This window comes from Enterobacter cloacae complex sp. (assembly GCF_900322725.1).
GTDB lineage: Bacteria > Pseudomonadota > Gammaproteobacteria > Enterobacterales > Enterobacteriaceae > Enterobacter > Enterobacter quasihormaechei.
Genome location: NZ_LT991957.1, coordinates 788155 through 800739, shown reverse-complemented (window position 1 = coordinate 800739; position 12585 = coordinate 788155). Strand labels below are relative to the sequence as shown.

Here is a 12585-nt window from a genome sequence, read left to right as displayed (position 1 = left end):
GTTTGGCCAATCACGAGCGTCGCGTTGTTTTTTTCGATCTGGATGGAACGCTGCACCAGCAGGATATGTTCGGCACGTTTATGCGCTACCTGCTGCGGCGCCAGCCCCTTAACGCGCTGCTGGTATTGCCCCTGTTACCCGTTATTGGCATCGCGCTGCTGGTGAAAGGCCGTGCAGCGCGCTGGCCGATGAGCCTGCTGCTCTGGGGATGTACGTTTGGTCATAGCGAAGCGCGTCTTAAGCAGCTTGAGCAGGATTTTGCCCACTGGTTTCGCGGGCACGTGGCCGCGTTTCCCGTGGTACAGGCGCGCCTCACCAGCTACCTCGACGCCAACGACGCCGATATCTGGCTGATTACCGGCTCCCCGCAGACGCTGGTAGAGCAGGTCTATTTTGATACCCCCTGGCTACAGCGCGTAAATCTTATCGCTACGCAAATTTCACGCGGCTACGGCGGTTGGGTCCTGACGATGCGCTGCCTGGGGCATGAAAAAGTGGTTCAGCTGGAAAAACGCATCGGCACGCCGCTGCGTCTGTACAGCGGCTACAGCGACAGCAAGCAGGACAACCCGCTGCTCTATTTTTGCCAGCACCGCTGGCGCGTCACGCCTCTGGGTGAACTTCAGCAACTCGAATAGTCTTATCTATAACGGCTGTGTATAATGCCGCCCGCTTTTCGACTGGAGTATCAGCCCTTGTCCAACCCTGAACACAATCATGAATACTGGATGCGCCACGCGCTGGCGCTGGCTCAGCGCGCCTGGGAAGAGGGCGAAGTGCCCGTGGGCGCGGTGCTGGTCCATAACAATCAGGTGATTGGAGAAGGGTGGAACCGTCCTATTGGCCGCCACGATCCCACCGCGCATGCTGAAATCATGGCGCTTCGTCAGGGCGGACTGGTGCTGCAAAACTATCGCCTGCTTGATACCACCCTCTACGTCACCCTTGAACCGTGCGTGATGTGCTCCGGGGCAATGGTGCACAGCCGAATCGGCACGCTGGTATTTGGCGCGCGGGATGAAAAGACGGGTGCTGCCGGCTCGCTGATGGACGTGCTTGGGCATCCGGGGATGAACCACCAGGTGAAAACTATCGGTGGGGTACTTGCACCAGAATGTTCGGGTCTGTTAAGTGACTTTTTTCGAATGCGTCGGCAGCAGAAAAAGCAACAAAAGGCAGAATTGAAGCCGCAGGGTGATTAAGCTCGTCCGGTGCGACCACCGGATAGCTTTCAGCCAGCTGTTGTGCCTCGGTTGCCTCTTTTTCTTTCTCCAGCAAATACCCCACCAGGCTTATCTGATATTTACGAATATTCTCCACGTAGGCATACGCTTCATGTCCGCGCGCATAGCCGTACGTCAGTTTTTTATACCACTGTTTCTGGCTAAGCAGCGGCAGGCGCTGTTTTACATCAGACCAGCTGTCCGGATTACCTTTTGTTTTCGCCGTCAGCGCGCGCGCGTCGAGCATATGCGCATAGCCCATGTTATAGGCGGCCAGCGCAAACCAGATCCGCTCCCCTTCCGGGACCGTCTCCGGCACTTTTGCCATCATATCCTGCAAATACTGCGCGCCGCCGCTGATGCTCTGTTCCGCATCGGTCCGGTCGCTGATGCCGAGGCTCTGGGCGGTATTTTTGGTCAGCATCATCAACCCGCGCACGCCCGTCGGGGAGGTGGCCTGAGCATCCCAGTGTGATTCCTGGTAGGAAATCGCCGCCAGCAGCTTCCAGTCAATTTCCTGTGCGTATTTCTCAAACAGCGGTTGCAGCTCCGGCAGCACGCTGTCCACGGCGCGCAGGAAGGTGCGGGTGTCCACGTAATCAAAATCGTCACCGTGACCGAGATATTTCTCTTCCAGACGCGCCAGGGTGCCGTCTTCATTGATGGAATTAAAGAAATCGAGCATGGCCGCAGAAACGGTCTGATCGTCGTCTAGCGGGGTAAACCAGGTTACCGGCTGTTCGTCGGTCACATCCAGCGCCACGGCGATTTCAGGATGAACGCGCTGGAAGAGGCTGATCGCTACCGAATCAGCAATGGTATAGGCCAGCTTTTTATCCTTCACCTGCTCCAGCAATGCGTTGGTGCCCAGTTTCGGGTCAACCTTCCAGCTGAGGTTCGGGTATTTTTTCTCTTTTAATTCCCGCAGATCGTCAATCACCACGTGGCCGGGGGCGATGGTTAACTGCTGGTCGGTGATGTCGGCCAGCGAGCGCGGGCGCAGGCTACCCACACGGTAAACCACCTGCTGCGACACGGAATAATAGGTTGGGCCCGGCTGATAGTTTTTGCTCCGCTCGGTGTTGTATACCAGTCCGGCGGCAAGGATATCGGCGCGGTTATGATCCAGGTCGTCAAACAGCTGGTTAATGTTTTGTCGCACGGTGACCTTCAGCTTTACGCCCAGATAGTCTGCAAACAGCCGTGCGAGTTCGTAATCAAGCCCAATGGTTTTACCGTTGATATCGTCATAAATAAGCGGGGAAGAGAGGGTACTGACGCGCAGCTCCCCCCGCTCCTGAATGGCGGCGATACGGTTCTCGGCTTTGCCGAACCAGGGGATAGAAGGCCAGAGGGCCACTGCCAGCAGCAACGTAACAATGCCGATGAGCAGATAATTAATCTTTAATTTTTTCAATTAGTTAATTCTCTGCGACGCCGGATGCCTCAGTGTGCTGTAGTCATGTTATGAATAGGGTTTGCCATTGATTGAGCGGCATTTTGCGCAAAGTAGCGCCAGTTGGCAACCAATTAGAGAGACAGGTCACATCTATTGTTAAACATAATGGATGATTTTATTTCGACGCAAACGGTTTCGTCGGCGCTCAGGATTCTCTATAATGACGCCCGTTTTCCCCCCTTGCGCACACTGTAAGCGCCCCGGCGCTTCGAAGACGAGAGACTTATGATGGAAATTCTGCGTGGTTCGCCTGCACTGTCTGCCTTCCGTATTAACAAACTGCTGGCACGTTTTCAGGCGGCCGACCTTCCGGTAAGCAATATTTACGCTGAGTATGTCCATTTTGCTGACCTGAATGCCCCTCTGAATGCAGAGGAGCGCGTACAGCTGGAACGCCTGCTTAAATATGGCCCAAGCCTGAGCAGCCATACGCCGACCGGCAAACTGATCCTTGCCACGCCACGTCCGGGCACCATCTCCCCCTGGTCTTCCAAAGCAACGGATATCGCCCACAACTGCGGCCTGAGCCAGATTAACCGTCTGGAGCGCGGCGTAGCGTACTATGTGGAAGCGTCGACCCTGAGCGACGCGCAGTGGCAGGCCGTTGCGGCAGAGCTGCACGACCGCATGATGGAGAGCGTGTTTGCCTCTCTGGATGAGGCGCAGAAGCTGTTTTCCCACCATCAGCCTGCGCCGGTACAGAGCGTAGACCTGCTGGGGCAGGGGCGTCAGGCGCTGATCGACGCAAACCTGCGTCTGGGTCTGGCACTCGCAGAAGATGAAATTGACTACCTTCAGGATGCATTCGTTAAGCTGAACCGCAACCCGAACGACATCGAACTGTATATGTTCGCGCAGGCCAACTCTGAGCACTGCCGTCACAAGATTTTCAACGCCGACTGGATTATCGACGGCGAACTGCAGCCGAAGTCGCTGTTCAAAATGATCAAAAACACCATGGAGCAAACCCCTGACCATGTGCTGTCTGCCTATAAGGACAACGCCGCGGTAATGGAAGGTTCCGAGGTGGGCCGCTTCTTCGCCGACCGCGAAGCGGGGCGTTATGACTTCCATCAGGAGCCTGCGCATATCCTGATGAAAGTGGAAACCCACAACCACCCGACGGCAATCTCGCCGTGGCCGGGTGCGGCGACCGGTTCCGGCGGTGAAATCCGTGACGAAGGTGCAACGGGTCGCGGCGCTAAACCAAAAGCGGGTCTGGTCGGTTTCTCCGTTTCCAACCTGCGTATCCCGGGCTTTGAACAGCCGTGGGAAGAAGATTTCGGCAAGCCAGAGCGCATCGTGACCGCGCTGGATATCATGACCGAAGGCCCGCTGGGCGGCGCGGCATTCAACAACGAATTTGGTCGTCCGGCGCTGAACGGCTACTTCCGTACCTATGAAGAGAAAGTGGACAGCCACAACGGCGAAGAGCTGCGCGGCTACCACAAACCGATCATGCTGGCGGGCGGGATCGGCAACATTCGCGCCGATCACGTGCAGAAAGGTGAGATCGTCGTCGGCGCGAAGCTGATCGTGCTCGGCGGTCCGGCCATGAACATCGGTCTGGGCGGTGGTGCAGCCTCGTCTATGGCTTCCGGCCAGTCTGATGCGGATCTCGATTTCGCCTCCGTGCAGCGCGACAACCCGGAGATGGAGCGTCGCTGTCAGGAAGTCATCGACCGCTGCTGGCAGCTCGGTGACGCCAACCCGATTCTGTTCATCCACGACGTGGGCGCGGGCGGCCTGTCCAACGCCATGCCGGAGCTGGTGAGCGACGGGGGTCGCGGCGGCCGTTTCAACCTGCGCGACATCCTGAGCGACGAGCCGGGCATGAGCCCGCTGGAAATCTGGTGTAACGAATCCCAGGAGCGCTACGTGCTGGCGGTGGCCGCCGATCAGCTGCCGCTGTTTGACGAGCTGTGCCGCCGCGAGCGCGCGCCCTATGCCGTCATCGGTGAAGCGACCGAAGAGCAGCACCTCTCCTTGAGCGATACCCACTTTGACAACCAGCCGATCGATCTGCCGCTGGACGTGCTGCTCGGCAAAACGCCGAAGATGACCCGCGACGTCACCACCCGCAAAGCGGCGGGCAAAGCGCTGGACCGCCAGGGCATTACCGTTGCGGACGCGGTGAATCGCGTACTGCACCTCCCGGCCGTGGCAGAGAAAACGTTCCTGGTCACCATCGGCGACCGTACCGTAACCGGTATGGTGTCGCGCGATCAGATGGTCGGCCCGTGGCAGATCCCGGTCGCTAACTGCGCCGTGACCACCGCGAGCCTCGACAGCTACTACGGCGAAGCGATGGCGCTGGGCGAACGTACGCCGGTGGCGCTGCTGGACTTCGCCGCCTCTGCGCGACTGGCCGTTGGTGAAGCGCTGACCAACATTGCCGCCACGCAGATTGGTGATATTAAACGCATCAAGCTTTCCGCGAACTGGATGGCCGCTGCCGGTCACCCGGGTGAAGATGCAGGCCTGTATGAAGCGGTGAAAGCGGTGGGCGAAGAGCTGTGTCCTGCACTCGGCCTGACCATTCCGGTGGGTAAAGACTCCATGTCGATGAAAACCCGCTGGCAGGAGGGTAACGAGCAGCGCGAGATGACCTCTCCGCTGTCGCTGGTGATCACCGCGTTTGCCCGCGTGGAAGACGTACGCCAGACCGTTACGCCGCAGCTGGCGACCGAAGATAACGCCCTGCTGCTGATTGACCTCGGCAAAGGCCATAACGCACTGGGCGCAACCGCGCTGGCGCAGGTTTACCGTCAGCTCGGCGATAAGCCAGCCGACGTGCGTGACGTCGCCCAGCTAAAAGGCTTCTACGACGCGATCCAGGCGCTGGTGGCACAGCGCAAGCTGCTGGCCTACCACGACCGCTCCGACGGTGGCCTGCTGGTCACCCTGGCAGAGATGGCCTTCACCGGCCACTGCGGCGTGGAAGCGAACATTGGCGCTCTTGGCGAAGACCGCCTGGCAGCGCTGTTTAACGAAGAGCTGGGCGCGGTGATTCAGGTCCGCGCCGCAGACCGCGAGGCGGTGGAAGCTCTCCTTGCGAAGCACGGTCTGGCAGACTGCGTGCACTACCTGGGGAAAGCAGTGCAGGGTGACCGCTTCGTGATTGAAGCCGACGGCCACGCGGTGTTCAGCGAAAGCCGTACCACGCTGCGTATGTGGTGGGCGGAAACCACCTGGCAGATGCAGCGCCTGCGCGACAATCCGGAATGCGCCGATCAGGAACATAACGCGAAGGCCAATGATCAGGATCCAGGCCTGAACGTGAAGCTCTCCTTCGACATCAACGAAGACATTGCCGCACCGTACATTGCGACCGGCGCGCGTCCGAAAGTGGCCGTGCTGCGCGAGCAGGGCGTTAACTCCCACGTTGAGATGGCGGCGGCCTTCCACCGGGCGGGCTTCGACGCCATTGATGTTCACATGAGCGACCTGCTGGCGGGACGTACCGGTCTGGATGATTTCCAGGCGCTGGTGGCCTGCGGCGGTTTCTCCTACGGCGACGTGCTGGGCGCGGGCGAAGGCTGGGCGAAGTCCATCCTGTTCAACAGCCGCGTGCGTGACGAGTTCGAGACCTTTTTCCATCGCCCGCAGACGCTGGCGCTGGGCGTCTGTAACGGCTGCCAGATGATGTCTAACCTGCGCGAGCTGATCCCGGGCAGTGAAGCCTGGCCGCGCTTTGTGCGCAACCAGTCTGACCGCTTCGAAGCGCGCTTCAGCCTGGTAGAAGTGACCCAAAGCCCGTCTCTGCTGTTGCAGGGGATGGTGGGGTCTCAGATGCCAATCGCGGTGTCGCACGGTGAAGGTCAGGTTGAAGTGCGCGATGCGGCGCATCTGGCTCAGCTTGAAAGCAAAGGGCTGGTGGCGCTGCGCTTCGTTGATAACTTCGGTAAGGTCACCGAAACCTATCCGGCTAACCCGAACGGTTCGGCAAATGGTATTACTGCGGTCACCAGCGAAAGCGGTCGCGTAACGATCATGATGCCGCACCCGGAGCGAGTCTTCCGTACCGTGAGCAACTCCTGGCACCCGGAAAACTGGGGCGAGGATAGCCCGTGGATGCGCATTTTCCGCAACGCGCGTAAACAGTTGGGTTAAGGTTTAGCGTACTACCTGTAGGCCCGGTAAGCGTGAGCGCCACCGGGCTTTTTTATACCTGTCGCAAAATCGCGACAATCCTCCGGTTTGAGTGTCTCCAAAAAGAGACATTTAACTTATTGATTTATATATGACATGACAAGTTCCCGTTAAGGTGTTGCTTAATAGCGACACTTAGGCTGGAAATCATTTACGCCGCTTTCAATACACTTATGTAATAAAATCTTTTTTAATCATAAAGATAATCGATTGTTTTGCATTCTGGCACGCGAGTTGCATTACAGTAGTCAGTGGCTCATTCACCTTCTTATGTCAGCCCCTTCGGGACGTGCTACATAAACTTCGAATGACGCACAAAAAGGTGCCTGCCGTCCAACTACTGATTATTGCAATGCTTTATCAGGCCAGGGCGAAACGTCGAGTTAGGCACCGCCTTATTCCATGACAAAGCCGGGTTTTTACCCGGCTTTGTTGTATCTGAAGGGCAGACTCAGTTACGCTCTCTTCAAACCCGGATGAAGAGAGTAATGTGTTGAAACGCTGGCCCGCTTTCCCTCGCTCCCTGCGACAGCTCGTTATGATGGCCTTCCTGCTGATCCTGCTACCTTTGCTGGTGCTGGCCTGGCAGGCCTGGCAAAGCCTGAACGCGTTAAGTGCCCAGGCGGCGTTGACTAACCGCACCACGCTTATTGATGCCCGCCGTAGCGAGGCGATGACCAACGCCGCGCTGGAGATGGAGCGTAGCTATCGCCAGTACTGTGTGCTGGACGACCGCACGCTGGAAAGGGTGTATCAGAATCAGCGTAAACGCTACAGCGAAATGCTGGACGCCCATGCCGGGGTGCTGCCGGATGACAAACTCTATCAGGCGCTGCGTCAGGATCTGAACGATCTGGCGCAGCTCCAGTGCAAAAACAGCGGTCCTGATGCCGCCGCCGCTGCACGGCTTGAAGCCTTCGCGAATGCCAACACGGAGATGGTTCAGTCCACCCGTACGGTAATCTTTTCCCGCGGGCAGCAGCTCCAGCAGGAGATTGCCGAGCGCGGCCAGTTCTTTGGCTGGCAGGCGCTGGTGCTGTTTCTGGTCAGCCTGGGGCTGGTGCTGCTCTTTACCCGCATGATCATCGGCCCCGTGAAGGGGATCCAGCGGATGATTAACCGCCTCGGAGAGGGCAAATCCCTCGGGGATACCGTCGTTTTTAAAGGCCCGCGCGAGCTGCGCTCGGTCGGCCAGCGCATTATCTGGCTTTCAGAGCGTCTGGCGTGGCTGGAATCCCAGCGTCACCAGTTTCTGCGCCATATCTCACACGAACTCAAAACACCGCTGGCCAGCATGCGTGAAGGTACGGAGCTGCTGGCCGACGAAGTGGCGGGGCCGTTAACGCCTGAGCAAAAAGAGATCGTGGCGATCCTGGATGCCAGCAGCCGCAATTTACAGAAACTTATCGAACAATTGCTGGACTATAACCGCAAGCTGGCGGATGGTGCTGTGGTGCTCGAGAGCGTTGAAATAGAACCGCTGGTGGATATGGTTATCTCCGCCCATAGCCTGCCAGCAAGAGCTAAAATGATGCATACCCAGGTGGATCTCAATGCGCCAGCCTGTCTTGCAGAACCGATGCTGTTGATGAGCGTGCTGGATAATCTTTATTCCAATGCGGTGCACTATGGTACTGAATCCGGTACCATTTATATCAGAAGCAATAACAACGGTTCGCGGGTATTTATTGACGTAGCGAATACGGGAAGCCCGATTCCGGATGATGAAAAAACGATGATCTTTGAACCCTTCTTCCAGGGAAGTCATCAGCGAAAAGGTGCGGTAAAAGGAAGTGGTCTGGGGCTGAGTATTGCCCGCGACTGCATACGACGCATGCAGGGTGAGCTTAACATCGTGAGTGATGAACGCGCCGATGTCTGTTTTCGTATCGAACTGCCTCTTGAGCCGGAAAAATCAATGAAATGAATAACAACCTGGTGAGTATGTCACACGTCTTTTATCGCGCACTGCGCGCGGTGTTTTCCAGCAAAAATATGCGCCTGAGCCTGCCCTGCCTGCTGCTGGCAGGCTGTGTCACCCATGCACCAAAAAGTGCAATTAGCCACAAACAGGAAGATAAATGGCCGCAAAAACAGCTGGCCGACTTCCTTTCAACACGTTGCGATGATATCTGGAGCCTGTCGGGGCACGATGTCGAATCCAACCCGCTGTTCTGGCTGCGGGGAATAGACTGCGCCCAGCGTCTGGCCCCCGCCGAGGCCCGTGCGCAGGCGGCGATGCTGGTGGACGACACCTGGCAGGACGCGTTTAAACGTGGGATCGTAATGGCCGATGCCAGAATCACCCCCGTCGAACGCCGCGCCAACGTGACGCGGCTCGATACTTACGTAATCAATATTCCCTCGCAGGTGCGCCCGGTCTATCAGCTCTGGCGGGACGGACAAACCCTGCAATTACAGCTGTCTGAAGAGCGTTTCCGCTACAGCAAATTGCAGCAGTCGAGCGACAGCGAGCTTGATGCGCTGCGCCAGCAGCAGGAGTCGCTGCGCGAGCAGCTTGATACCACCACGCGCAAGCTTGAGAATCTGACCGATATCGAGAGACAGCTCTCGACGCGTAAGCCGGCAGGCAGCTATCTGCCCGACGGGTCGAAAGGTAACTCTGCCACGATGCCAGACGGTGAGACGCCGAAACAAGAGGATGTGAAGCCATGACAAGCCGTAAACCTGCCCATCTGTTACTGGTGGATGACGATCCCGGTTTATTAAAGCTGTTGGGGATGCGTCTGGTCAGCGAAGGCTACAGCGTGGTCACCGCTGAAAGCGGGCAGGAGGGGCTGAAAGTGCTCAGCCGTGAAAAAATCGATCTGGTGATCAGCGATTTACGCATGGATGAAATGGACGGCCTGCAACTGTTCGCGGAGATCCAGAAGCAGCAGCCCGGGATGCCAGTGATTATCCTCACCGCACACGGATCCATTCCGGATGCGGTGGCCGCGACGCAGCAGGGCGTGTTCAGCTTCCTCACCAAACCGGTGGATAAAGACGCCCTCTACAAAGCGATCGACAGCGCCCTTGAGCACGCGGCGCCCTCCGGCGACGACGCCTGGCGTGAATCCATCGTGACGCGTAGCCCGGTTATGCTGCGCCTGCTGGAACAGGCGCGGATGGTGGCGCAATCAGACGTTAGCGTGCTGATCAACGGCCAGAGCGGGACCGGGAAAGAGATCCTCGCCCAGGCGATCCACAACGCCAGCCCGCGCAGTAAAAATGCTTTTATCGCCATCAACTGTGGCGCGTTGCCGGAACAGCTGCTTGAGTCTGAGCTCTTTGGTCACGCCCGCGGCGCCTTTACCGGCGCGGTGAGCAGCCGTGAAGGGCTATTCCAGGCGGCTGAGGGCGGCACGCTGTTTCTCGATGAAATTGGCGATATGCCCGCGCCGTTGCAGGTCAAACTGCTGCGCGTGTTGCAGGAGCGAAAAGTGCGTCCGCTCGGCAGCAACCGCGATATCGACATCAACGTGCGTATTATTTCCGCCACCCACCGTGATTTACCCAAGGCGATGGCGCGCAACGAGTTCCGCGAAGATCTCTACTACCGACTGAATGTCGTCAACCTGAAAATTCCGGCGCTGGCCGAGCGGGCGGAAGATATTCCGCTGCTGGCAAACCATCTTTTGCGCCAGGCCGCAGACCGCCACAAACCGTTTGTGCGCGCGTTCTCCACCGATGCGATGAAGCGCCTGATGACGGCAAGCTGGCCGGGCAACGTGCGTCAGCTGGTGAACGTGATTGAGCAGTGCGTGGCGCTGACCTCATCGCCCGTGATCAGCGATGCGCTGGTGGAGCAGGCGCTGGAAGGGGAAAACACGGCCTTACCGACGTTTGCGGAAGCGCGAAATCAGTTCGAGCTGAACTATCTGCGCAAGCTGCTGCAAATCACCAAAGGCAACGTGACCCACGCGGCGCGCATGGCCGGGCGTAACCGTACCGAGTTCTATAAACTCCTCTCACGCCACGAGCTGGAAGCGAACGATTTTAAAGAGTAGTACCGCAAAATCCGCCTGAATATGATACTGTGAGCAACCGATTACGAGGCAGCTTACAGGCAAGAGTTTAAGGACCGACCATGAAAAAAATTGATGCGATTATTAAACCTTTCAAACTGGATGATGTACGTGAAGCGCTGGCTGAAGTGGGCATCACCGGGATGACCGTAACTGAAGTGAAAGGTTTTGGTCGTCAGAAGGGCCACACCGAGCTGTACCGTGGCGCTGAGTACATGGTGGACTTTCTGCCGAAGGTGAAAATCGAGATCGTGGTGAGCGATGACATCGTCGATACCTGTGTAGATACCATTATCCGCACGGCACAGACCGGCAAAATTGGCGACGGGAAAATCTTCGTCTTTGACGTGGCGCGCGTGATCCGTATCCGTACCGGCGAAGAAGACGACGCGGCGATTTAACACGCTTGCCGGGTGGCGCTGCGCTTACCCGGCCTACAAAACCCTTCGTAGGCCCGTACAAGCGAAGCGCCGCCGGGCGATTACAGCACCTTATGCGGGCCGAAGCATTCGTAATGAATGTTGTCCTTGTCCACACCCAGGTCTACCAGCTGCTTCGCGGCATACTGCATAAACGCCACCGGTCCGCAAACGTAGAACTGCATTCCCGGTGCGCTGAACGCCCCTTCATGCTGCCCTAAATTCATCAGCCCTTCGCTGTCAAAACGTGCCGCTGCGCGGTCGGCTTCCGTTGGCAAACGGTACCAGGTATGCGCGGTAAAGTGCGGCAGACTGGCCGCCAGCGTTTTCACTTCATCCGCGAAGGCGTGGACATCACCGTTTTCGGCCGCGTGGAACCAGTTGACCTGCGCGCTGTGGCTGGATTTTGCCAGCGTATCCAGCATCGCCAGCATTGGCGTTTGACCCACGCCCGCGGAGATCAGCGTCACCGGCGTGCCGGGTTCCACCGCCATAAAGAAGTCACCTGCCGGCGCGGCCAGATGAACGATATCGCCCACGTTAGCGACGTTATGCAGCCAGGTCGATACCTGACCGCCTTCCTCACGTTTAACCGCAATGCGATAGCCTTTGCCGTTTGGCTTGCGGGTCAGGGAGTACTGGCGGATCTCCTGATGCGGGAAGCCTTCCGGCTTCAGCCAGACGCCCAGATACTGTCCAGGCTGATAATCCGCCACCGGCTGGCCGTCAACCGGCTCAAATTCAAAACTGGTGATAAGCGCGCTGCGCGGGGTTTTCTCAACGATACGGAAGGCACGAGTGCCTTCCCAGCCGCCGCTCTTGCTGGCGTTTTCGCTGTAGATCTGCGCTTCACGGTTGATAAACACGTTTGCCAGCACGCCGTAGGCTTTACCCCACGCGTCCAGCACCTCCTGGCCCGGGCTGAACATTTCGTCCAGCGTGGCCAGCAGGTGGCTGCCGACGATGTTGTACTGTTCAGGTTTGATCTGAAAGCTGGTGTGCTTCTGGGCAATTTTTTCCACCGCAGGCAGAAGAGCCGGCAGGTTTTCGATGTTGCTGGCATAGGCGGCGATAGCGTTAAACAGCGCTTCACGCTGATCGCCGTTACGCTGGTTGCTCATGTTAAAAATTTCTTTGAGCTCAGGATTATGCGCGAACATGCGATCGTAGAAATGGGCGGTCAGCTTAGGACCCGTTTCAACCAGCAGGGGGATCGTGGCCTTCACGGTAGCGATGGTTTGAGCGTCGAGCATAGCAGCTTCCTTCTGATGTTACTTTAATGATGTATTTTAGATGCATCTTAT

The 12585-nt window shown here is 57.7% G+C and carries 9 protein-coding genes; 7 read left to right on the top strand and 2 right to left on the bottom strand.

What is annotated here, in order from left to right; genetic code table 11:
• The first annotated feature begins 2 nt into the window (after nt 1-2).
• Both yfhb and tadA read left to right on the top strand, forming a co-directional pair.
• A complete protein-coding gene (gene yfhb / locus DBR02_RS04155; RefSeq protein WP_107533535.1) occupies nt 3-638 on the top strand; it encodes a phosphatidylglycerophosphatase C in 636 nt (211 codons plus the stop codon).
• Between the two features lie 24 nt (nt 639-662).
• Nucleotides 663-1202, top strand: coding sequence for a tRNA adenosine(34) deaminase TadA (gene tadA, locus DBR02_RS04150; RefSeq protein WP_022651606.1), 540 nt, complete (start codon nt 663-665; stop codon nt 1200-1202).
• On the opposite strand, the gene mltF is transcribed toward tadA, so the two are convergent.
• Nucleotides 1090-2640 carry a membrane-bound lytic murein transglycosylase MltF gene (gene mltF, locus DBR02_RS04145; protein ID WP_107533534.1) on the bottom strand — a complete coding sequence of 517 codons (1551 nt, stop codon included), beginning with the start codon at nt 2638-2640 and terminating at the stop codon, nt 1090-1092. The two genes, tadA and mltF, sit on opposite strands and share 113 nt — an antisense overlap.
• Before the next feature lie 267 nt (nt 2641-2907).
• Here mltF and purL point away from each other — a divergent pair, with 267 nt between their 5' ends.
• From purL to glnB, 5 genes are all read left to right on the top strand, one after another.
• Nucleotides 2908-6795 (top strand): phosphoribosylformylglycinamidine synthase, encoded by a 3888-nt coding sequence (gene purL, locus DBR02_RS04135; RefSeq protein WP_107533533.1) that lies wholly within the window; start codon nt 2908-2910, stop codon nt 6793-6795.
• A gap of 532 nt (nt 6796-7327) precedes the next feature.
• Nucleotides 7328-8761: a two component system sensor histidine kinase QseE/GlrK gene (qseE, locus tag DBR02_RS04130; protein ID WP_107535613.1), complete on the top strand. Its 1434-nt coding sequence runs from the start codon at nt 7328-7330 to the stop codon at nt 8759-8761.
• Nucleotides 8758-9510, top strand: a complete 753-nt coding sequence (qseG, locus tag DBR02_RS04125) for a two-component system QseEF-associated lipoprotein QseG (protein WP_107533532.1) — start codon at nt 8758-8760, stop codon at nt 9508-9510. Before qseE ends, qseG begins: the two co-directional genes overlap by 4 nt.
• Entirely contained in the window at nt 9507-10844 is a 1338-nt protein-coding gene (gene glrR / locus DBR02_RS04120; protein WP_063450531.1) for a two-component system response regulator GlrR, read from the top strand. The genes qseG and glrR overlap by 4 nt, the downstream gene beginning before the upstream one ends.
• A gap of 80 nt (nt 10845-10924) precedes the next feature.
• The gene (gene glnB / locus DBR02_RS04115; protein WP_003860685.1) at nt 10925-11263 is read left to right on the top strand and encodes a nitrogen regulatory protein P-II; all 339 of its coding nucleotides are present in this window, start codon (nt 10925-10927) and stop codon (nt 11261-11263) included.
• Between the two features lie 80 nt (nt 11264-11343).
• Here the strand turns inward: glnB and hmpA are convergent, their stop codons facing one another.
• Nucleotides 11344-12534, bottom strand: a complete 1191-nt coding sequence (hmpA, locus tag DBR02_RS04110; RefSeq protein WP_063867981.1) for an NO-inducible flavohemoprotein — start codon at nt 12532-12534, stop codon at nt 11344-11346.
• Nucleotides 12535-12585 lie beyond the last annotated feature (51 nt).

Coding starts and splice junctions, on each gene's coding strand:
- purL (WP_107533533.1), top strand. CDS start 2,908: ATGATGGAAATTCTGCGTGGTTCGCCTGCACTGTCTGCCTTCCGTATT.
- qseG (WP_107533532.1), top strand. CDS start 8,758: ATGAATAACAACCTGGTGAGTATGTCACACGTCTTTTATCGCGCACTG.
- hmpA (WP_063867981.1), bottom strand. CDS start 12,534: ATGCTCGACGCTCAAACCATCGCTACCGTGAAGGCCACGATCCCCCTG.
- tadA (WP_022651606.1), top strand. CDS start 663: ATGCCGCCCGCTTTTCGACTGGAGTATCAGCCCTTGTCCAACCCTGAA.
- glrR (WP_063450531.1), top strand. CDS start 9,507: ATGACAAGCCGTAAACCTGCCCATCTGTTACTGGTGGATGACGATCCC.
- glnB (WP_003860685.1), top strand. CDS start 10,925: ATGAAAAAAATTGATGCGATTATTAAACCTTTCAAACTGGATGATGTA.